General features: G+C 46.0%; 17 protein-coding genes. 9 read left to right on the top strand and 8 right to left on the bottom strand.

Annotated features, from left to right (window positions below; all coding sequences use genetic code 11):
• The first annotated feature begins 33 nt into the window (after nt 1–33).
• The 4 genes from QP775_RS19465 (at nt 34) to QP775_RS19450 (ending at nt 4,802) form a co-directional block, all read left to right on the top strand.
• Complete coding sequence (locus tag QP775_RS19465) at nt 34–1,119, top strand: glycosyltransferase family 61 protein (protein WP_285108544.1); 1,086 nt, start codon at nt 34–36, stop codon at nt 1,117–1,119.
• 189 nt (nt 1,120–1,308) lie between these two features.
• Entirely contained in the window at nt 1,309–1,953 is a 645-nt protein-coding gene (locus QP775_RS19460; RefSeq protein WP_285108543.1) for an acetyltransferase, read from the top strand.
• A gap of 30 nt (nt 1,954–1,983) precedes the next feature.
• Nucleotides 1,984–3,090 carry a DegT/DnrJ/EryC1/StrS family aminotransferase gene (locus tag QP775_RS19455; protein ID WP_239332146.1) on the top strand — a complete coding sequence of 369 codons (1,107 nt, stop codon included), beginning with the start codon at nt 1,984–1,986 and terminating at the stop codon, nt 3,088–3,090.
• A gap of 32 nt (nt 3,091–3,122) precedes the next feature.
• Nucleotides 3,123–4,802 carry a DUF4214 domain-containing protein gene (locus QP775_RS19450; protein WP_285108540.1) on the top strand — a complete coding sequence of 560 codons (1,680 nt, stop codon included), beginning with the start codon at nt 3,123–3,125 and terminating at the stop codon, nt 4,800–4,802.
• A gap of 30 nt (nt 4,803–4,832) precedes the next feature.
• Here QP775_RS19450 and QP775_RS19445 read toward each other — a convergent pair whose 3' ends face one another.
• The 6 genes from QP775_RS19445 to ilvB form a co-directional block, all read right to left on the bottom strand.
• Nucleotides 4,833–6,002 (bottom strand): glycosyltransferase, encoded by a 1,170-nt coding sequence (locus tag QP775_RS19445; protein WP_285108538.1) that lies wholly within the window; start codon nt 6,000–6,002, stop codon nt 4,833–4,835.
• A gap of 224 nt (nt 6,003–6,226) precedes the next feature.
• Nucleotides 6,227–7,321: a 3-isopropylmalate dehydrogenase gene (gene leuB, locus QP775_RS19440; RefSeq protein ID WP_239332152.1), complete on the bottom strand. Its 1,095-nt coding sequence runs from the start codon at nt 7,319–7,321 to the stop codon at nt 6,227–6,229.
• 316 nt (nt 7,322–7,637) lie between these two features.
• Nucleotides 7,638–9,188 (bottom strand): 2-isopropylmalate synthase, encoded by a 1,551-nt coding sequence (locus QP775_RS19435; protein ID WP_239332153.1) that lies wholly within the window; start codon nt 9,186–9,188, stop codon nt 7,638–7,640.
• A gap of 93 nt (nt 9,189–9,281) precedes the next feature.
• Complete coding sequence (gene ilvC, locus QP775_RS19430; RefSeq protein WP_239332154.1) at nt 9,282–10,274, bottom strand: ketol-acid reductoisomerase; 993 nt, start codon at nt 10,272–10,274, stop codon at nt 9,282–9,284.
• Between the two features lie 155 nt (nt 10,275–10,429).
• Complete coding sequence (ilvN, locus tag QP775_RS19425) at nt 10,430–10,930, bottom strand: acetolactate synthase small subunit (RefSeq protein ID WP_239332156.1); 501 nt, start codon at nt 10,928–10,930, stop codon at nt 10,430–10,432.
• The gene (ilvB, locus tag QP775_RS19420) at nt 10,927–12,672 is read right to left on the bottom strand and encodes a biosynthetic-type acetolactate synthase large subunit (RefSeq protein ID WP_239332158.1); all 1,746 of its coding nucleotides are present in this window, start codon (nt 12,670–12,672) and stop codon (nt 10,927–10,929) included. Before ilvB ends, ilvN begins: the two co-directional genes overlap by 4 nt.
• 572 nt (nt 12,673–13,244) lie before the next feature.
• On the opposite strand from ilvB, the gene QP775_RS19415 reads away from it, so the two are divergent.
• A complete protein-coding gene (locus tag QP775_RS19415; RefSeq protein WP_285108533.1) occupies nt 13,245–13,685 on the top strand; it encodes a GNAT family N-acetyltransferase in 441 nt (146 codons plus the stop codon).
• Nucleotides 13,686–13,825: 140 nt separating this feature from the next.
• Here QP775_RS19415 and QP775_RS19410 read toward each other — a convergent pair whose 3' ends face one another.
• Nucleotides 13,826–14,158 (bottom strand): hypothetical protein, encoded by a 333-nt coding sequence (locus QP775_RS19410; protein WP_285108531.1) that lies wholly within the window; start codon nt 14,156–14,158, stop codon nt 13,826–13,828.
• 291 nt (nt 14,159–14,449) lie between these two features.
• On the opposite strand from QP775_RS19410, the gene aspD reads away from it, so the two are divergent.
• The gene (gene aspD, locus QP775_RS19405; RefSeq protein ID WP_285108529.1) at nt 14,450–16,093 is read left to right on the top strand and encodes an aspartate 4-decarboxylase; all 1,644 of its coding nucleotides are present in this window, start codon (nt 14,450–14,452) and stop codon (nt 16,091–16,093) included.
• A 711-nt stretch (nt 16,094–16,804) separates the two neighbouring features.
• On the opposite strand, the gene QP775_RS19400 is transcribed toward aspD, so the two are convergent.
• Nucleotides 16,805–17,878 carry a nucleoid-associated protein gene (locus QP775_RS19400; protein WP_239332166.1) on the bottom strand — a complete coding sequence of 358 codons (1,074 nt, stop codon included), beginning with the start codon at nt 17,876–17,878 and terminating at the stop codon, nt 16,805–16,807.
• Between the two features lie 268 nt (nt 17,879–18,146).
• Here QP775_RS19400 and QP775_RS19395 point away from each other — a divergent pair, with 268 nt between their 5' ends.
• The 3 genes from QP775_RS19395 (at nt 18,147) to QP775_RS19385 (ending at nt 21,959) form a co-directional block, all read left to right on the top strand.
• Entirely contained in the window at nt 18,147–19,820 is a 1,674-nt protein-coding gene (locus tag QP775_RS19395; RefSeq protein ID WP_239332391.1) for an alkaline phosphatase, read from the top strand.
• 61 nt (nt 19,821–19,881) lie between these two features.
• Nucleotides 19,882–20,604 (top strand): ABC transporter ATP-binding protein, encoded by a 723-nt coding sequence (locus tag QP775_RS19390; RefSeq protein WP_285108526.1) that lies wholly within the window; start codon nt 19,882–19,884, stop codon nt 20,602–20,604.
• Nucleotides 20,601–21,959 carry an ABC transporter permease gene (locus QP775_RS19385; RefSeq protein WP_285108524.1) on the top strand — a complete coding sequence of 453 codons (1,359 nt, stop codon included), beginning with the start codon at nt 20,601–20,603 and terminating at the stop codon, nt 21,957–21,959. The genes QP775_RS19390 and QP775_RS19385 overlap by 4 nt, the downstream gene beginning before the upstream one ends.
• The last annotated feature ends 17 nt before the right edge of the window (nt 21,960–21,976 follow it).

The raw sequence follows: 21,976 nt of genomic DNA, 5'->3' as shown, positions 1-21,976 counted from the left end.
TATGTATTCATGTCTTATTATGGAGGCTGGAGTATGTACACAATTCCTGAACTATACTACGACAAAACTATCGATTGGGTCATCGATACGGTAACGGATATCCATCTAATCCATCATTTCTATAAAGTGATCCACCCGAAGGAAATACTCCATCTTCCTCCACCGAAAGGGATTGATCCCGTTCGCTGGCCAACAGCATGCAGCTTCGACGATGCCTATGTTGCTGTTATCCCGCAGGGGCGACTAGTAACAAGCAATTGTTATGTGGTGACGCCAAATAACAAGCGGCTGCGAGATGTAGAATATTACTATGATTATCCATTCCGGCAGCTACCCGCTCCAGAATACAAAGCAGGAACTGTTGCGACCTTAGTATGGGGATGGAACATACCTGACTATGTTTCTACCCAAGCAATTTATGGTCATTGGTTTTTTGATATTTTGCCACGTATTCATCTGATCGAGCAAAGTGGTATTCCTATCAGTAAATATGTAATAGGTAAGCTAACCCATGCATTTCAGTACGAATCATTGGAGCTGCTTGGTATGTCATTAGATAGATTGCTTCAAGTTGACAGACTCGACTTCCATCTAAAGGCCGAACTATTAGTCGTTCCCTCTGTCCCGCTTCTTACAGGTAAAAGTCCGAGATGGGCCTATCAATTTATTCAAGCACGACTGAAAGAACATCATGCCATTCCCAAAAAGCCCGGATATGAGCGAATTTATATTTCAAGGCAGGACGCCTTCGCACGATATGTCGTGAATGAGGACGAGGTTATACAGTACTTGCAGCAGAAAGGTTTCACGACTGTCGTGCTTACACCACTTACTATGAGGGAGAAAATATCCATCTTCTCCACAGTCGAAGTGGTAGTCGCTCCATTCGGGAGTGGCAATGCCAATCTGGCATTCTGCAATCCAGGAACTAAAGTGGTAGAATTGGCGCCTACCACCGTAATTGATCCTTATTTTTGGAGAATAAGCTGTCATGCTCAGCTTGATTATTATGAGGTCGTGTGTGAGATCGAAGAGCCCCCTAAACCAATTGGCGGGGCTGACAGTCTGATCGTAGATCTTAACAAGCTGGACCAGGTTCTAAGACTGGCCGGCATTTGAATATCATTCGCCCGCGTCCAACAACAGCGCGGGTATTTTTGACCTTACATTCATCAAAATCTTATATAAATCTCTTATTTTCAGATCTGCACAATACCTATTTTACGATAACGTACTACTTGGCCTAAACCGCACTTCGATTTTAATCATAACTTACATTAAGTCGCCAGACAGTCAGGAGGACAGGAAATGTCTAGCTCACGAAAAACCGTTATCATTGGTGCAGGCGGACACGCTAAAGTGATCATTGATATTTTGCGATCTATGCCTCAAATAGAGATTGTCGGATGCATTGACAGATCAAGCACACGCTCTATTATGCAAATTCCTGTGTTAGGAGATGACGACCTGCTCCCTCAATTATTTCATATAGGCGTTGAACATGCGTTTGTGGCAATTGGTGATAATCGAATTCGCCAGAGATTGGCGAAGCGTGCAGCAGAGATCGGATTTACACTGATTAATGCAATTAGCCCACATGCCAACATATCAGAATCTGCTAGCCTGGGTTCAGGTATTGCCATCATGCCAGGCGCCATCGTTAACGCAGAAGCCGTCATTGACAACTATGCCGTCATCAATACCAGTTCGTCCATTGATCACGAATGTCGGATTGGAGAATCCTGTCATGTAGCGCCAGGAAGCCATCTGTCAGGAAATGTCCATGTGCAGGAAGGCGCATTTCTCGGTACCGGAACTACTGTCATTGACGGGATACACATCGGCGCATGGACTGTTATTGGCGCAGGATCAGTCATCGTACGCGATATTCCTGCACACTGTCTGGCCTATGGGGTACCTGCGCGTATCCTTACACAGCAGCAGCCATTGTGAGGCGCGTCTTAATTGTAGGAGGGAGAATTCATGAAGAAATATTACCCTATAGCTACCCCCATTTTAAACGGAAATGAAAAAAAATATGTAATGGATTGTCTGGACTCAACGTGGATATCGTCCAACGGATCGTACCTGGATCGCTTCGAGCAGCAATACGCGCTATTTAATGATACAAAGCATGCGATTGCTTGCAGCAACGGCACAACAGCCCTCCATCTGGCACTGCTGGCACACGGCGTTGGTAAGGACGATGAAGTGATTATGCCGACATTAACGTTTGTGGCGACGCCTAACGCTGTCACATACTGTGGTGGTATACCCGTATTTGTTGACTCAGAGCCAGAGACGTGGAATATCGATACTTCAGCCATTGAAAACAAAATCACGGCCCGTACAAAAGGCATTATTGCTGTTCATTTATACGGACATCCCGCTAATATGGAGCCCATTATGGAAATCGCCAGCAAATATGGACTCTTTGTGATAGAAGATGCGGCTGAGGCTATTGGCGCACAGTATAAAGGACGTATGGCAGGCTCCATCGGTCATACAGCTACCTTCAGCTTGTTCGGCAATAAGATTATTACAACTGGAGAAGGCGGCATTATAACCACAAATGATGACCAAATTGCCGATACGATCAGATTACTAAGAGGACAGGGCATTGATAAGCATAAAAAATATTGGCATCCTGTTATCGGTTATAACTATCGGATGACCAATGTTCAAGCGGCTATCGGCTGCGCGCAATTAGAGAAAGTCGATTGGCACATCCAGCAGCGTATCCGAGTCGCTATGGATTATTATAAATTTTTGCAAGACGATGATCGTCTCACACTGCCCGTGCAGAAAGTATGGTCAAAAAACGTGTATTGGATGCTTGGGGTTGTCTTGAATCAAAGTACAGAACAACAGCGAGATGCCGTTATGAAGCGCTTAAAGGATAACGGTATTGAAACAAGGCCTTTCTTCTATCCCATGCATATTCTACCGCCATATTCGGATAAGCAGATATACACAGACTTTCCGGTTGCCAATCGGATTGCAGCACAGGGCATAAATCTACCAAGTCACGGTGAGCTTACAAGAGAAGATATTCAATTTATAAGTGAGACATTACGGAATAGCTTGTAACCTCTGTAATCACGCAGGAGGGGGAGATCCTATTGACTCAGCAGCATAGAGTCATTCATATTATCCATGCCATTATAAGGCTGGAAGGACACGAATTGATTAGAACGTTATACGTCCATTTTCTACACAGAGAACCCGGCCCTCATGAATTGCAGCATTACTTGCGAAGGCTGACTTCTGCAAATAAACATGCCATTATAGGTGAAGTGATGTGCAGTTCAGAAGCAGAGGCGCTGTACAAACAACCGCACGCAAGTCTCATTCCTGATCCCCATGAATCAGCTGCATCCCTGATACGTCACTTTTATCCATCAGATCCTCTCTTTTTTATACACGCGTTATATAATGAAATATTAGGTCGAAATCCAGATCCAGATGGACTTGGCCTACACTTAAAAGCAGTCCACAAAGGAGTCCCCCGCAGAAGAATGCTCCTGGAATTTTTTAATTCCGCTGAATGCAAGCACCTGTTGACCCTTTTACACATTCCCCACATTAACGAGTATCACAAGACCAAAACCGTACTTGCACCAGGAGGCCACCGCGTTATACATCACATCGGGATCTTTCTTGGCTACCCCCATCCTTTAGCATTAGAAGGTGAAGGTATCGGTCGCTTTCTTTACCGGTTAACGGAAGGCTTCCTCAGCTCTCAATCCCATATCCATATCCATATCGCAACCACTGAATATAATTATATTAACTCGGAACATTCTTTTTCGGCTCTTAGAGCACGTTTTCCAGGGAGGATCCATATAACCAATTCCAACAATATGGAATGGATTAACAACCATGTTCCGGCTGAAGTATGGATTGTCCCCATCGTCTCGCTTGAACTGGCGATGTTTTTAATTAAGCCTTATATTTTATGCCTGCATGACATGGTTCACCATGAATTTAAGGAACTTTACTTTTCCATGCATTCTGATTTCTGCTATCGAGTCGATCGTAATGCCTACTCCCTCATGAATCAAGCATCCGCTATCGTTTCGAACTCTCAGTACGTACGTGCTAACCATGCGATCGGTTTTGCCAAAATGCCCGTTGAGAAGACACATGTGATTCGAATGGCACCGCCTGTTAATGAATATCAGTCTTTCCCACCAATTGATGAAGGGACTTTCAGACAAAAGTACAATCTGTACTATCCTTACATCGTGTTTCCTACGGTACTGCGCCTTCATAAAAATTTTGAACGATTAATTGCCGCCTTTATTAGATTCAGACAGACACACGATGGCTATCATTCCGGATTACACTTGGTATTTACCGATCAGTTACACCATAATCCAAAACGGGCTGAAGTTGCTGCTCTGCTCCAACAAGCTCCTGCTGTTCGTAACAGTATCCTCTTTGTCGGGAGAATTCCAACATCTGATCTGCCTTCCCTTTATAAATATGCAGTCGGTACCATCGTCCCTACGTTATTTGAAGGAAGCTGTCCATTTCCTATTCTGGAGTCCTTAACTATGGATACCCCTGTCGCCGCCGCTAATATCGAAGTAAGCAATGAGATCATCACAGACATGTCTGCTTTTCTTGCATTTAATCCGTATTCAATTGAAGAAATGGAAGCCTCCATCCGCGCCTTATGGACACACCGTCAGCACTTGTTGCACCCACAAAAAGCTGCGCTTTCAGGCGCAATGCAGCGAACCTGGAACGACGCAGCTCGTGAATATTATGCATTGATTCAACAGGTAGCCGAATAGCAGCCACGGGGTTCGATCAGGAATTATTCTTCATTTGAGAGCCCCGTAGTATTTTAAATAAGCGATGCGGAACGCATGAATGTATTTACTGGCTACGTCATCCCATGTCTCCGAAGGATCATGGATGCCGTGCATTGCAGATGTTTTATAATGTACATAATTAGAAGATAGATGCTCTAGTGCATGCAGGATTGAATCAGTCGATTCCGGATTAAACCAACAGATGTCTGCGCTGTGTCTTGACAAATGCTCTCTCATGACAGGAATATCGGAGCAGAGTACCGGCACACCTAACTTTAACGCTTCTTCTACCGGATAACTGCCGCCACCTTCCGATAAGCTTGGCATAATAACTGCATAGGCATTCGCAATTAGTGGAATTACATCATTATCAGGAACAAAGCCAAGTGGATATATTTCTTCATCAAGCCGTAATCCTGTTCGCTTCAGTAAAGATATCAAGGTCGGGACAAACGGAGTATCGGGCCAATTCGGTGCCTGATATCTTAGCAGCTCTGTGTTATAGCCGAATAATACAAGCGGGCATTCGCGGCGCGACGTAAATTGAGAGTAGGCTAACATTAAATTGGCATGATTTTTGTGTGGACTCACATTGCTAGGATACAGAATATATTTTGCTGGTATTCGTGCAGAAAGCCACTCACTTATCGTCCTATTGGTTATTGTAGCCGCAGGTACAATTGCATGTGCAATAACAACTGCGTCATTACAACGAGGTCCAAAGTGTTCCACAAGCCGTGACTTTACATGTTGAGAGGATACAACAACAGTCGTGACGTTGTCGACCCAACCCTTGGCGGCGCGCCAATAATGCTGCACGGATGAACCGCTTAAAAACGGTAAGATGAAGTCCAATACTGTTGTATCATGGTACGTGCAAATCGTTGGCAAACCAATACTTACAAACTCGGGGCCATGCGGCCAAAAGAAATAAACAACATGGCAGTCCTGCAATAAGGCTCTGCCTTCATTCGATTGAATACTTCCATTAAAGTAGACAATGTCGATATTCGAATATCCAGTAATATCAATTCTTTCTTTAAATCGAGTCTCTGGAGCAATAACCAGTCTAACTAGATCAATGTCTGGCTGACGTGCCATTGCAGGCAGCAGGTTGGAGAGCAGTCGTGCTCCCCCACCTGCGGAAATGACGTTGGCGCACCATATCATAATTCTCATCTCACTGCTCCCCTTTTCCACAAGCATTGTTTAAGGCATGCTCATAAACTGTATGCGATTTGCGGGAAGAAGGTTCTGATTGTATTCAAGGGATTGCTTGAGAGGTTCTCCTCCCTAGATCCATACTCCCCCTTACTTGTTGCCACAATAAATAGGTTAATAAAAAAACCGATGTCTACTATTAAAATAGACACCGGTTCTAGTTATGTTGTTAACGATTAAAATTATGCATTCACGACTTGCTCGCTTAATGCAGCAACGATCAGATCCCCCATCGCTTCCGTACCAATCGCTTGGGACCGATCCACTGCAATATCGCCTGTACGATGACCAGCATCAAGCACTTGCTTTACCGCCGACTCAATGGCATTGGCTGCCTCTTCATAACCAAAGGTGAGACGGAACATTAACGCAACGGACAGTATGGTTGCGATCGGATTAGCAATCCCCTGACCCGCAATGTCTGGTGCTGACCCGTGCACCGGTTCGTAGAGACCAAAGCTGCCCTCACCCAACGAAGCTGACGACAGCATGCCGATCGAACCGGTCAGCATGGCTGCTTCGTCACTGAGAATATCTCCGAACATATTCTCTGTTACGATGACATCGAAGCTGGCAGGACGGCGCAGAAGCTGCATTGCGCAATTGTCGACCAGTACATGCTCCAGCTCAACATCTGGATATTCCGGGGCAATACGGTTTACAGTCTCACGCCACAAACGAGAAGTTTCCAGCACGTTTGCCTTATCAACTGAAGCCAGCTTCTTGCGACGCTTCTGTGCAACTTCGAAGCCTTGACGAACGATGCGCTCCACTTCTTCTACGTTGTAGACGCAAGTGTCCACCGCTTCCTGTCCCCGTTCACCCTCACGTCGGAATTTCTCCCCGAAGTAGATTCCCCCTGTTAACTCACGCACTACGATGAGATCCGTACCCTCAAGGACTTCTGGTTTAAGAGTCGACGCGTCTTTCAGACAATCAAAGACAACCGCCGGGCGAATGTTGGAGAACAAGCCCAATGCTTTACGAATGCCGAGCAGTCCAGTTTCCGGTCGCAGTTCTTTCGAATTGTTGTCCCACTTCGGGCCGCCTACTGCTCCTAGCAGTACGGAATCCGCACGCTGACACATGTCCAACGTTGCCTGTGGTAAGGGTGTCCCTGTTTCATCAATCGCAATGCCCCCGAACAATCCGTGCTCGAATTCAAATTTATAGTTAAACAGCTCTTCTGTACGCTTCATCACTTTGATTGCCTCAGCTACCACTTCCGGTCCAATACCGTCACCTGCTATAACCGCTATTTTTTTTACTTCTGTCATCTAACTCACTCCTTCATCCCCGATGGTTGTTATCCCAGCTCCTATAATAAAGCGGATAATGACACTCCGCCTGCTCACAACAACTCCAAATGTATTATTACATTTGTATCACACATCAGGTACATTTGACTAAGATATAAAATCTATCAACTTTATAGGTAAAACCTATAAGTGTTGTTCAAGTAAGCTTCATTCGAATAATACGCGTAGTGACTGCAAGACCTTCACAAATAAAAGGTTCCAGAGAAAAAAAGAAGGCTTCTCCCTATGTGCACCAGTTGGCACATTATGAGAAAAGCCTTACTTTCATGTAACCTTAGATCAAACTGATCTTATCGCGCCGACTCGAGCTGCCGCTGCTTCGCTTCTCAATCAATCGATTCAGCGCGTCAATATAAGCTCGCGCACTGGCCTCCAGAATATCCGTACTTACCCCGCGGCCAAGTACCGCAACTTCATGCTGATTCATCACCACATGCACTTCACCTTGTGCATCCTTACCGTGTGTCACTGACTTGATGGAATAGTCAGAGAGTACGACTTCTTCACCCGTCGCCTTATCAATGGCGTTATAAATCGCATCAACCGAGCCGTTCCCCTCTGCCTCTTGCTCAAGCACTTCGCCCTGCAATGTGACGATACGAACTTTGGCCGACGGTGTTGATTGGTTACCGTATGAGACGTATATCGTCTCCAGCTTGAACTCTTCTCGTGTTTCGACAAGCTTCTCCTCGATAAAGGCCCGGATATCTTCGTCGGAAACTTCTTTTTTCTTATCCGCCAAATCTTTGAACTTGGAAAATGCTGCATTTACTTGTTCTTCTTCAAGCTCATATCCCAGGTCCTGCAGTTTCTCGCGGAACGCATGACGACCAGAATGTTTGCCGAGAACTAATGTGCTCTCCTTTAAACCAATCGTCTCCGGCGAGATGATCTCATATGTTGTTTTTTCCTTCAGCATACCATCCTGATGGATACCTGATTCATGAGCAAAGGCGTTCGCGCCCACAATAGCCTTGTTACCAGGCACAACCATACCGGTGAGCTTACTGACCAGACGGCTTGTACGCGCAATCTCGGACAATACAAGTGAGGTCTTTGCCTGAAAAAAGTCCTGTCGTGTCTCCAATGCAAGCGCTACTTCCTCGATCGCCGTATTGCCGGCACGTTCCCCAATGCCATTGATGGTACCCTCAATCTGGTCTGCGCCATTCAGTACCGCAGCAAGCGCATTGGCAGTCGCCATCCCCAGATCATCATGGCAATGAGCGCTTAATTGAATACGCTCGATACCAGGTACATTTTCCTTCAGCGTCTTAAAGATGTTGCCATATTCGTAAGGGGTCAAGTACCCCACAGTATCCGGTATGTTCACAACCGATGCACCAGCCTTGATCGCCATTTCCGTCACCTGACAGAGAAAATCGAGCTCCGTACGACCAGCATCTTCCGGTGAAAACTCTACCTTGCTAAAATATTTCCTCGCATACTTAATAGCGTCCTCCGCCGTCTTCAGCATCTCTTCCTTGCTCATACGCAGCTTGTATTGACGATGAATTGGCGATGAAGCAAGGAACAAGTGCAAGCAAGGATCTTGCGCATCCTTCAATGCTTCATAGGCCGCGTCGATATCTGGAATGCGGGAACGCGACAACCCTACAACTGTCGCATTTTTGACTGCTCTCGCCACGGCATTCACCGCAGCTAAGTCTCCGGGAGACGCTGCCGGGAAGCCAGCTTCCATCCGATCGATGCCAAGCCGTTCCAACTGATGCGCAATTTCTAGCTTTTCTTTGGTGTTTAGGTTGACGCCTGGCGATTGCTCCCCGTCACGCAAAGTGGTGTCAAATATATAAATTTTACGCATCGCTGCGCCTCCTCGTTCGTCCATATAGTAAAAACGTCCACCCGCCAAATGACGGGCGGACGCTATGCGTTATCGCCTTGCCTGTTTACTCGATTATTTCTTGATCCAGTGCATCATCTCACGTAATTGACCGCCCACCACTTCGATTGGATGGCTAGCTTCATTACGGCGAGTAGCCGTCAAGAAAGCACGATTCGCTTGATTCTCCAAGATGAAGTCACGTGCAAATTTGCCTTGTTGGATATCAGACAGCACTTCTTTCATCGCTTTCTTAGTATCTTCGGTTACGATACGTGGTCCAGTAACATAGTCGCCGTATTCCGCTGTATTACTAATGGAATCACGCATAGTCGCGAGACCACCTTCATACATCAAGTCCACGATCAACTTCAGCTCATGCAAGCACTCGAAGTATGCCATCTCTGGCGCATAACCCGCTTCCGTCAGCGTCTCGAAACCTGCTTTGACAAGTGCGCTCACACCGCCGCACAGTACTGCTTGCTCACCGAACAAGTCTGTTTCCGTTTCCTCTTTGAAGGATGTTTCGAGGACACCTGCACGTGTACAGCCGATACCTTTTGCATACGCCAGACCAAGTGCTTTCGCAGTGCCGGTTGCATCCTGTTCAATTGCAATCAGTCCAGGAACGCCAAAGCCTTCTACATACGTGCGGCGAACGAGATGACCTGGAGATTTAGGTGCTACCAGCAATACATCTGTATCTTTTGGCGCTACAATTTGGCCAAAGTGTACATTAAAACCGTGGGAGAACATCAGAGCCGCGCCCTTCTTCAAGTTAGGAGCAATCTCATCACGATATACAGCAGCTTGTGTTTCATCCGGCATCAAGATTTGTACAACATCTGCACGGCTTGTTGCATCCGCAACTGACAATACTTCAAATCCGTCTTGGCGAGCTTTGTCTGCCGATTTGCCTTCACGAAGGCCAATGACCACTTGAAGACCGCTGTCGCGCAAGTTTTGCGCCTGTGCATGCCCTTGGCTGCCGTAACCGATTACCGCGATTGTTTTCCCTTGCAATACACCGAAGTCTGCATCTTTTTCATAGTACATTGTAACTGCCATAAGTGTGATCCTCCTCATATTGGTTCCCATTGTTATATTATTGTGCCTTCTCCCCAGATGAATGTGGGTATTTCAAGTGGCAATATTGGCTTGTCCCCTGAAATACCCCTTCATCCAGGGATAAGCAGATGGATGAAAGGTATAATGCCGATTAATTATTTACCGTCTGTTACTGAACCACGAATCATCGCTGTTACACCAGTTCGGCTGATCTCACGAATACCATAGGGTTGCAACAGCTCAACCATAGCTTCAATCTTGACCGAATCACCTACGACTTGAACAACCAGTGTCGTTGGCCCAATGTCTACGATGGAAGCACGGAATGTTTCTACTACACCAAGTACTTCCGGGCGCTCTCTTGGCTCTGCTTTTACTTTGATAAGCGCAAGTTCACGACCGACCATCGCTTGCGAACTTAAGTTAATTACTTTGATTACGTCGATAATCTTATACAACTGCTTTTCGATCTGCTCCAGCATATGATCATCGCCTGTTGTCACAATAACCATACGCGAGAGACCCACTTCCTCCGAAGCACCTACAGTGATGCTCTCAATGTTGAAGCCTCTGCGTCCAAACAGACCTGATACACGTTGGAGGACACCTGGCTGGTCATTTACGATAACGGCAATGGTATGTTTAGTGGTACTCATTCGCTATCCCCCATTATCATTTGATCTATCGTGCAGCCTTGCGTAACCATCGGATACACATTTTCATGCTTGCGTACAACAAACTCAACAACTGCTGGTCCAGGCGTATTTAACGCTTCCTCCCAAGCTTGAAGCGCTTCTTCTTTGTTCGTCGCACGGAATCCGCGTACACCATAAGCTTCAGCCAACTTTACAAAGTCCGGGCTGCCTGCAAGGTCAATGTGGCTGTACCGATTGTCATAAATGATCTCCTGCCACTGACGAACCATTCCCAGCACTTGGTTGTTAATAATCGCGACCTTGACCGGAATGTTGTTGATCGCACAAATTGCAAGCTCTTGTGCACACATTTGCATACCACCATCACCATTAATCGAGACAACCGTACGGTCCGGGTTCGCCATCTGAGCACCGATAGCAGACGGGAATCCGAAGCCCATCGTACCTAGTCCACCAGATGTAATAAAGGATCTAGGATTGTTAAACCGATAATATTGAGCCGACCACATCTGATGCTGACCGACATCTGTTGTCACGATGGCATTACCATGTGTCGTGTCATGAATCATCTCAATGACCCATTGCGGCTTTAATTCATCATTTGAATCGATATAACGAAGCGGCTTATCCACCTTCATCTGCTTCACCAGATTGCGCCACTCTTCCGCGTTATCGGTGTGCTTAATTACAGTATTAGCTTGCTTAAGTGTCGTCAAAATGTCGCCTACGATCGGAATATCCGTCGGAACGTTCTTGCCGATCTCCGCCGGATCGATATCGATATGAACAATTTTGGCGCAAGGCGCGAAACCTTCCAGCTTCATCGTCACCCGATCGTCAAAACGTGCGCCCACGTTGATAAGCAAATCCGCTTGTTGAATTGCATTGTTGGCGGTGTATGTGCCATGCATCCCTGGCATGCCCAGCCACAATTCATGCCCGCTAGGGAAGCCACCAAGCCCAAGTAATGTTGTAGTGACCGGAATGCCGGACTTGTTAACAAATTCCAGAAGTTCATCGTGTGCCCCAGAATGTACGACGCCTGCTCCCGCCAAGATGAGTGGACGCTCTGCCTGCTCAATAGCCTTGATCATTTTGTCGACCTGATACTTATTCGGCGTAACCGTTGGATGGTACCCGCGAATGTCAATCTCAGATACGGGTTTAAACAGCGTTTTTGCCGCTGATACATCTTTCGGAATATCGATCAATACCGGTCCTTTGCGACCTGTTGAAGCAATGTGGAATGCTTCGTGTATAACACGAGGCAAATCCTCTACATCACGTACCAGATAGCTATGTTTCGTAACAGGCATTGTAATGCCTGTAATGTCCGCTTCCTGGAAAGCATCCGTCCCAATCAGCGTAGTTGCTACGTTGCCGGTAATGACAACAAGCGGAATCGAATCCATATACGCGGTGGCAATACCCGTAACCAAGTTCGTGGCCCCCGGACCAGAAGTCGCAATACAGACGCCTACTTTGCCGCTTGCGCGAGCATAACCGTCTGCTGCATGGATAGCACCTTGCTCATGACGTGTCAGCAAGTGATTAAAATCATCAAAGCCATGCATCGCGTCATAAATGTAAAGCACTGCCCCGCCCGGATAACCGAAGACACACTCTACACCTTCCAACAATAAGCTGCGCAGCAAGATTTCCGAGCCTGTAATGACTTCCGGCTTCATCCATTTTTCTCTTAATTCATCTTTTGATCGCTTGGTCGTGTGATGTGTGCTCATTCGACATCCTCCTTAACTTAATTTCACTGTTGAATCCTTTGTAACATGTATAATTATCAAAAAAACCTTCCGTCTCCACACAGCTATAGCTGTGTAGGGACGAAAGGTTTAGCTTCCGTGGTACCACCCAAGTTCGCTGTGCATCTCGCAATGCAAAGCCTCCATAAGTACACGAGTCCAATCTCGTATACTTGACGCCTAACGCGCGTCTGACGATTCTTCCTAGTGGGATCATGTAATTCCTCAAGTCATAAGCATGTTATGACTTTCATCATCTGTTCAGAAGAACAGCTCCGAGGTGAGCTCGCACATCAGGGATTCTGGCGTCGGTTTCAGCAGTGTTCCGAACGCTCTCTGTTCAAAAGGGCCCTAAGTCTTCGTCCTCTTCATAGCCGTTGGGATTATATAACAATCCGTGTTGCCGAATGTTTAGAAACATTATATTCCTCCACCCCTAGGGAGTCAATAGGCTGTTTTTAAAAATTTGGAGCGTCGCACCCGGCAGGCCGTACTGGCATAACTTATAAAAAAATATTGCCATATGGCATAAATCGCGTCTTGGAGGTATGCTCATGCTGCGATTGCGTAGGCCGGGATCAGATGATGACGGCATCTGGCAGCTCATCGTTCAAGAGCTGATTCCGCGTTCTAACAACGAGTGGGACGCCAAGGAAATAAAAGACGAATTGCCGCAACGCTTAAAGCGCGGCATCACTTACGTATATACGGACGGACTTGACCGGATATATGGATTTATTCATGCCGTATTCAACAACCGCAAGCTTATTATCGACATGCTGGCCGTAACTACGCCTATGCATGGAAAAGGCATTGGACTGCGCCTCTTGAGCGCAACGGAGCAGACAGCTCTACAGAAAGATTGCCTATCTTCCTTGCTGCTGATCGATAAAGGCAACGACCAGGCCAAACGTTTCTATGAACGCAACGGTTATGTTATTACACGGTATATTCCAAGTCTGAAATGTTACGAGATGGAGAAGCAGCTGAAATAGTCTAACAGCGCTCATCTCGTATTAAAAAACGTAAAGCAGTCGGACACAATATCTACCTACTCTTCCCTACCTTCATGCCAAACAGCCCGGAGTCTCCCGCTCCGGGCTGCCCACTCGCCTTACATCCTCACGCGACCGACCTATTTCTCTCCTTGTCGATAGACGTTGCCGTACTGTCCGCCGCAGCACCCGTAGCCGCCGCCGTAACCGCCGCCATAGCCACCTCCATAGCCACCGTAACCGCCACCATAACCATATGGATTGCTGCTAAAAGCACCAATGGCTAGCAAGTCAAACAATACTAAAGGCAGGATCGCCTTTGTTTTTGCTTGTTTGCCTTTTGGCTGCTCCAGGACAAGTCGGTTTCCAGCTATCCGGACAAGCTTGCCAGTAATTACAGAGCCATTTTTACGCACCGCATAGATGCGCTTGCCTACCCATTTGCGGGCCTCGGCTTGTGTAACTCCACGCATGAGAACTCCTCCTTTTTCGTTCCTACGATTTAGCTTATGCACGATAGACAAGGCTGCTTGTATTGGTAACCCTATCAACTTCCAATCTGTGCTAGAGTCCTAGAAAGTAAAAACTGCACTGCATTCCCCTCATAACATTCCTTTTTTTGGACAAAATGTAGAGAAGATAACTGCCATTCGTAGTGTTTGCCCACGATAGCCGTAGGACTATATCGTATCGTTATCTTTAAATATAGTCATGCTGTCAGGACGGCTCGAACGATCCAAATTTTTTTAAAGAAGAGGGAATCCATGATCAAACCTGACCATCCGCAACGTCGAGACATGGAGCGAATATACGGCTCTATTAGTCCCTTTGAATTAAAGGACACACTGATCAGCTTTGCAAACGAGAACGCTACTGCACATGCACAAACCATGCTGAACGCAGGAAGAGGGAATCCAAACTGGATTTCAACAGAGCCACGCGAAGCCTTTTTTGCATTGGGGCAATTCGCTATTGAGGAATGCAAGCGGGTTCACTACGTTGACCCCGGACTTGCTGGCCTGCCAGAACGACAAGGGAGCTATGACAGGTTTAGAACCTATGCTGCCAAACATCGTTACACGGCAGGCATCGACTTTCTGGAGGCAGTCATCGCCTACGGTGTGAAAACGCACAACATGCGTCCAGATGATTGGGTATATGAACTGGTTGACGGCATAATTGGCGGACATTACCCATATCCCGACCGCATGCTTCCCCAAATCGAAAAAGTAGTTTACGACTTCCTTTGTCAGGAGCTTTATGGCGGCACATCACTTCAAGGGCATGCCCGCATTTATGCGGTCGAAGGTGCCACAGCAGCTATGTGTTATATTTTTGACTCTTTGATCGCTAATCAGCTGTTGGAATCAGGGGATACGATCGCCATTATGGTGCCAATCTTTACGCCGTATCTGGAAATTCCACATTTGCCCCAATATCATTTTAAGATTAAATATATTATAGCAAGCGGCACAAATGCGGACGGTTCACACAGCTGGCAGTATCCCGATTCAGAGATTGAAAAACTGAAGGACACTAGCATTAAGGCTTTATTCTGCGTTAATCCGAGTAATCCGCCTTCGGTAGCGGTGAAGCCTTGTACGGTAAATAAGCTGGTCCAAATCATTCATAATCATCATCCGAATTTAATGATTATTATGGACGATGTGTACTGTACCTTCGTTGATCAATTCAGGTCAATCATGACGGATATTCCGCGGAACAGCATCGGGGTATACTCATTTTCAAAATATTACGGTGTGACTGGTTGGCGGCTCGGGGTAATTGTTGTGCATGACAACAACGTTTTTGACGAACTGATTCGAAGTCTACCGACAGCAAAACGTGATGTCATCCAATCCAGATATAGCGCACTGACGACTCATCCTGAGAAGATAACCTTTATCGATCGTATCGTAGCCGATAGTCGACAAGTCGCACTTAACCATACTGCGGGGTTATCCACACCACAGCAGGTGCAAATGGCATTGTTTGCGATCGCAGGTCTGCTAGATAAACAAAATACCTATAAAGATTTAACGAAAAGTATTTGCCGACGCCGCAAAGCAATGCTCTACGAAGGACTTGACATGGACGTTGTTCATAACGCCTATGATGCAAGCTACTATACTGAATTTGATTTGCTCGTATGGGCACGCCGACATTGTGGAGAAGACTTCGCAAACTACTTACAGGAAAATTTTGAACCTGTGGACATTTTGTTTCGGTTAGCCGAGGAATCATCAATCGTTTTGCTGAACGGCGGCGGATTCCACGGACCGGCGTGGTCGATCCGTATATCACTTGCAAATCTCAATGATGAGGCTTATTTACAGATTGGACGGGCGATTCGCCATATACTCCACGATTATGTCAACCAATGGCATTCAATTCAAAATAAAACTTAAGACGGCTGCATTAGCAGCTTGAGCAGCAAGCAACATAAGCTGCCTCTGATGAATGTAGGGAGCTTATGTTGTTAAAGCAGATGACCTTGACCCAGCAAACTTATCGGCTCGGTGGACAGATGAAGTCGAATACGGCGAGCACTTCCAATTTAACAACAACTGTCCTCCCCCAATGGACATAAACAACAGATTATGCTGCTATTTTGCAGCGCTCATATTATCCAGTAATTTCATGCGTATTCATGATAGAACTGAATCACCAACTCCAGTTGGATGGATTATTGATACAGCTTTTGCAGGCTCATCGTGAATTCTATTTATGTTTACGTGTGATACACTTCTTAAGCTATTCCTTACCAGTCGCTCAATAATACCAACAATAGATTGTATTCCCTGCAACCTTATCGCAGTTGTTTGATTTGAATACAAGGTCACCCAGCTAATTTTCGCGAGGGTTTCTTTTCACTAAAGAGTTGAACAGCTGCTCCGCATTCATTCACATGCAGCTTTATTATATTGCTGTTGAGGCTGACTGCAATACAACGTAAATATTACACGAACGACCTATCTGTCCTCAAAGGGGAGACAATAGAATTTATTAATTCACATCCTTCTAGCTAGTTAACAACTCGAAATATTTGAGCACAAAATAACAAAAAAAAGCACACCTCCTGTTAACCCAGCTAACAGGGGCGTGCGACTTATTGCCATCTATTCTTCCTCGTTAAAATACACTTTATAGAAATACATTTGGCGCTCCTCATCATACCCGCGCTCCAAATAGGGGAAACTTTCATTTTTCAACTTGATGTCAATTCCCGTATCCGTTTTGATGTTATTGCGTATCGACTGCTTTGCCTTCTTGAGAGCCACATGTGAAATCGGCATCGCATCAAAAGGAGGTAGATCATTTGCTTCCTCATAAGTTTCCTTGTATGCCTTAAACATCGGTGCATGCTGTGCATGTTGAGGCCTCTCATGCAGCACGGTATCCACAAACGATTGCTCATCAAACGTATCATGCTTAGAAAAGTATTCCATCGTGCTATTGATGAACTCCAGCTTCTCTTTCTTCTCCGGCAGCTCTGAGGCAGGCGCAATGACGCTGTCATAAAATTCACTGCACATCGTAATAGCCTCATCCGTATAATAATGCTCGTCCTCTACCATCGCAAGCTGCAAGAAATCATCTTTCCAATATTGCGCTTCCTCAAAACCACGACTGCCCGTATCTACCATACATACCCGATATCCCGAATCTGCATATAAATTAAATATAATACATCCTTTATCCAGCTTCTTGATGTTAATACCTTCTTGCAAGTAGACACCCAGATCCGTGTCTGACTTCTCCTTTACTTGCAGAAACGCATCTTTATTTTCCGACTTAAATATACCGATCGCGTCTACGCTAAAGTTCCCATAGAGCACATTATTAAAATGAGTAACGTACAATTCTCCCGGCTTAATCTGAGGGTGTGTAGACTGTGCGTATAAGTGGTTCAGAATATGAACCGATTGCTCTTGAAAAGTTGCCGGCTGATCGAATATGCGGGAAGCAAACGTATAAATCTCATTCATGCTCAGATCTGCTTCATGGTGAAGCCGATAAAACCAATCAAACTTAAACGGCTTAACAAAATATTGCGTAAGCGCAAGCCGCAGCTCATCATCTCCCGCTACATCGGTTAAATCCCGTGAAACCCATACTCCCTCGTCACGGGCGGCGCTTCCTACTTTATGAATAATAAGTTGATGAATATTAATCTGCGATACATCAATCACGTTAAATGTTCCTCTCTTCCGTTCGGCATTCGTAAAGGAATTGTAAGCTTAGGAGTCCGGTTAGGTCAATGGATAATTTATAGCATGAAGCCTATTGGTTTGGAAAATGCTATGGCACCAGCGGATTTATTTACACGAACTTTACACGTACTTAAAAGCGACTTAACAATCAACCTTTACAATGAACTTGTTAAACCAAAAATAGTTGGAGGGGTTACTGTTGAACAAATATGTACGTAAATCGTTAGTTACTGGCTTGGCGCTGCTTATGCTCCCATATGGTGCATTGCAAACAGACGCAGCCCAAACGAATGCTAACAAAAATGCCAAGCCTTCTTCCAAAAACTTGATCGTCCTCATTGGCGACGGCATGGGTCCAGCACAAGTATCTGCTGCACGGATCTTCTCCAAAAACAAGTTGAACAAGCCCCACCTGAACATCGACAGCATCTATGTAGGTCAAGCGACTACTTTTGCTGACAAAGGCGAAGACGGGAACAAAGTCGTATCAGGTGAAGTTACGGACTCCGCATCCGCCGGAACTGCATTTGCTACAGGACACAAGACATATAATGCCGCAATCAGTGTTTCAAATGAGGACATATCCAAGCCTTTCGCATCCATTATTGAAGCCTCTGAACAAGTTGGCAAATCGACTGGCCTTGTTACTACGGCACGGATCACGCATGCTACACCTGCCGTATATGCATCACATGTCCGCAATCGCGATAACGAGAATGCAATTGCGACTCAATACCTTACATCTGGCGTAGACGTGCTTCTCGGCGGCGGCAAGCGCCACTTCGTGGGCAAAGACGAGAAAGGCAAGCGCGAGGGAAAATCAATCATTCCCGATTTCCAAGCTAAAGGCTATAAAGTCATATACGATAAAAAAGGGCTGAACGCCTTGACTGCCAAAAACGGAAAAATTCTGGGTCTCTTTAATGATTCCCATGTTGACTACGTCATCGACCGCAAGCAGGAGACACCAAGCTTAGCAGATATGACGAAGAAAGCAATCGAATCGCTCGCTACGAACAAAAAAGGCTTTACGATGATGGTTGAGGGCGGCCGTATTGACCATGCCGGCCATGCGAATGATTTCGCATCCGTTATTCAAGAGATGCTTGATTTTGACGCTGCTGTCAAAGTAGCTCTGGATTATGCCAAAAAAGACGGCAACACATCAGTTGTTATTACGGCAGACCATGAGACAGGCGGCTTGTCCCTGTCACGTGATGATATTTACGAGCTAAATGTTGACTCTTGGAACAAACAAAAGATCTCTTCCGAACAGCTTGGCCCCAAATTAAAAGCAGTTAAAACAACTGCTGAAATTAAGCAACTCGTACAAAAGTATACAGGATATAACGATCTGACAGAAGAAGAAGCTCAATTCATTATCGACGGTGACAAGTCTTCTTATGCACAAGAAGGTGCATTTAACGCAGTAATGTCGAAGCGTTATTTGGTCGGCTGGTCCGGCCACGGTCACTCTGCAGTTGATGTTGGCGTCTGGGCATATGGTCCAATTGCACAGTCCGTAAAAGGGCAAATCGATAATACTGATATCGCCAAGAGTGCAGCTAAAACTGCAGGATTAGATCTGAACAAAGCATCTGCCGACTTGCAGAGCAAGCATCTCTATCCGAAATTCAAAGTGACACGCGAAGGCAGCGTCATGTATCCTGCTCCTGCACTTGCCAAGTCACTTGGCATTACTGTAACAAGCGATAATAAGAATAACGTGACAACATTTAAAAAAGGAAAAGTGACGCTGCAAGTGAAGAACGGTACAACTGTAACCGTAAATGGCCAAGCGACATCACTTCCAGCCGAAATAGACCGTAACGTTCTCTACTTAAACTTGGATGCCTTCAGCAAATTGACAGGGAATGCTTTGAAGTGGGACTCTCTATCTGAGCGAATTGTATTAAAATAAGAGCAGTCAAATAATGGGCAGGATGGCAGCTGTCATCCTGCCCTTTCTCGTGAGGTGTCCGATGATACAAATCCACCAGATTCGCAAGTCCTATCGCACGCAGCAGCAGGAACTGCCGATTGTCCATGTTGAGAACTGGCACATACAACAAGGGGAACAAATTGCACTTCTTGGACCAAGCGGCAGCGGAAAAAGTACACTTCTATATCTGCTATGCGGCGTGCTCCCGCTCGACGAAGGCGAGCTGCATATTATGGATCAGCCATTGCATCAGATGAATGAGATGCAGCGAGATCACTTCCGTGCCAAACATATCGGAATCATATTTCAGGATTTCCATCTCATATCCTCTCTCACAGCTAGACAGAACATTGAATTAGTCTATGAAGGCCCACACAGAGGGCGCGAACGTTATGCCCATATTCAGCAATGGTTTGAACGTGTTGGTCTGCAAGATAGAATGAATCATCTGCCTGGGCAACTGTCCAGAGGACAGCAGCAGCGAGTTGCAATTGTTCGCGCCCTAGTTAACCGTCCTGCACTCTTGCTTGCAGATGAACCAACTGGAAGTCTCGACTTTGAGACAGCCCATGACACTATGAATCTGCTTTTGTCCCTATCAAGGGAAGAAAAGGCTACTTTGATCACCGTCACGCACGATCAGCATCTCGCTTTGCGATATCCAATGCAGGTTCATATTGAGGAGATCAATCGTTGTACGCAGCGTCATAACCATAAGCTTTACGGAACTGGTCCTAGCTTGAAAGGAGCGCAGCAAGCATGAATGTTTTTCACATCTTATGGCGCAACGTGATGCATCGAAAAGTATTATCGCTGTTAACGATATTATCCATAACGCTTACTACCGGGCTACTCGTCATCTTATTACAAGCAAGCGATGGCGTCGAACAGAGCGCGGAGAAAGGCTATGGTCCCTTTGAACTTACTGTAGGAGCAAAAGGCAGTCAGACACAGCTGGTGTTAAACACCTATTACCGTGTTGGATCACCAATTGGCAACATTCCGCTGCAGGTGCTGCAAGATTTGAAGCAAGAGCCAGAGGCAGCTCACGTGTATGCTATGACTGCTGGAGATGCTTATAATCGTTATCCTATTGTAGGCATCGAGCCTGATTATTTCCTGACACGTTACGGCGACCAGAGACTGCAAGCTGGCAATATGTATGCCCGTACAGGTGAAACGATCGTAGGCGCTCATGTTGCCAAAATGCTCGATCTAAAGGTCGGAGACACCTTTCACGGCAGTCACGGGCTTGTTCACGAAGGTGGAAAGTCATTTGATACGAATTCGGGAACAAATGTTAATTCTACTACCAAGGATCAGGAACAGGAGCAGGGAATACATCCTGATGAGCACCATGAAGATAACACCCATGTGGAAGAGTCTTCGGATTTGTCAGAAACACATCTGGATCAGGCGACCGCTAACCGTAATGCACAGGAGCATCATGATGATCATGAGCATTTCGAATACAAAATTGTAGGCATCCTTCCGTCACTGGGCACTGCTGATGATCGAGCTGTATTTACAACTGTTGATTATGCTTGGCATGTTCATGGCATTACACATGATGAAGACAAAACCATTACCGCCATTCTAGTGCAGCCCAAGTCACTGCTTGGGACACAATTCATCAAGAACAAGTATGACAAGCGTGTTGACGTTCAAGCCGCCTATACGAGCAAATCTGTAGCGGACGTTGTAAATGTTGTAGATCAGGGAACCGAATTAGTCAGCTTTGTCTCCATGATCTGTGTTGTACTCGCCGCCATTTCCCTGCTCCTCTCGTTAACATCAGTTGTCACTGAACGTAAAAAAGATGTGGGTCTTATGCGTCTTGTTGGCAAGTCAAGGCGATATGTATGGTCCGTACTCATTGGTGAAGGAATGCTGTTGACTTGCGTTGGACTGGTGTTCGGCCTTCTGCTCGGTCATCTTGTTACGTATCTATGTGCCAGTTCTATTCTAGAATGGACCGGCGTTCATGTTAACGCGGCCCGGATCGTATCTGGAGAAGGTTGGCTCCTGCTTGGCACACTACTTATTGGCTTTATCGCCTCCATCGGCCCAGCATGGAAAGTATATCGGGTCGATCCACTGCAACTGTTTAAGAACTAGCTACACCATGTCAAGCT

Source organism: Paenibacillus sp. UMB4589-SE434 (assembly GCF_030226685.1).
In the GTDB taxonomy this organism is placed as follows: Bacteria; Bacillota; Bacilli; order Paenibacillales; family Paenibacillaceae; genus Paenibacillus_B.
Note: the sequence above shows the minus strand (reverse complement) of the source record. Positions and strands in the feature narration are given on the sequence as shown.

Excerpts from the sequence above, each read along its gene's own strand:
- QP775_RS19410 (WP_285108531.1), bottom strand. The coding sequence starts at position 14,158 with ATGCGTGGAGTTACACAAGCCGAGGCCCGCAAATGGGTAGGCAAGCGC.
- QP775_RS19435 (WP_239332153.1), bottom strand. The coding sequence starts at position 9,188 with ATGCGTAAAATTTATATATTTGACACCACTTTGCGTGACGGGGAGCAA.
- QP775_RS19385 (WP_285108524.1), top strand. The coding sequence starts at position 20,601 with ATGAATGTTTTTCACATCTTATGGCGCAACGTGATGCATCGAAAAGTA.
- leuB (WP_239332152.1), bottom strand. The coding sequence starts at position 7,321 with ATGACAGAAGTAAAAAAAATAGCGGTTATAGCAGGTGACGGTATTGGA.
- QP775_RS19395 (WP_239332391.1), top strand. The coding sequence starts at position 18,147 with ATGCTCCCATATGGTGCATTGCAAACAGACGCAGCCCAAACGAATGCT.
- QP775_RS19415 (WP_285108533.1), top strand. The coding sequence starts at position 13,245 with ATGCTGCGATTGCGTAGGCCGGGATCAGATGATGACGGCATCTGGCAG.
- aspD (WP_285108529.1), top strand. The coding sequence starts at position 14,450 with ATGATCAAACCTGACCATCCGCAACGTCGAGACATGGAGCGAATATAC.
- QP775_RS19390 (WP_285108526.1), top strand. The coding sequence starts at position 19,882 with ATGATACAAATCCACCAGATTCGCAAGTCCTATCGCACGCAGCAGCAG.
- QP775_RS19455 (WP_239332146.1), top strand. The coding sequence starts at position 1,984 with ATGAAGAAATATTACCCTATAGCTACCCCCATTTTAAACGGAAATGAA.
- ilvN (WP_239332156.1), bottom strand. The coding sequence starts at position 10,930 with ATGAGTACCACTAAACATACCATTGCCGTTATCGTAAATGACCAGCCA.
- ilvB (WP_239332158.1), bottom strand. The coding sequence starts at position 12,672 with ATGAGCACACATCACACGACCAAGCGATCAAAAGATGAATTAAGAGAA.
- QP775_RS19460 (WP_285108543.1), top strand. The coding sequence starts at position 1,309 with ATGTCTAGCTCACGAAAAACCGTTATCATTGGTGCAGGCGGACACGCT.
- QP775_RS19465 (WP_285108544.1), top strand. The coding sequence starts at position 34 with ATGTACACAATTCCTGAACTATACTACGACAAAACTATCGATTGGGTC.
- QP775_RS19445 (WP_285108538.1), bottom strand. The coding sequence starts at position 6,002 with ATGAGAATTATGATATGGTGCGCCAACGTCATTTCCGCAGGTGGGGGA.
- ilvC (WP_239332154.1), bottom strand. The coding sequence starts at position 10,274 with ATGGCAGTTACAATGTACTATGAAAAAGATGCAGACTTCGGTGTATTG.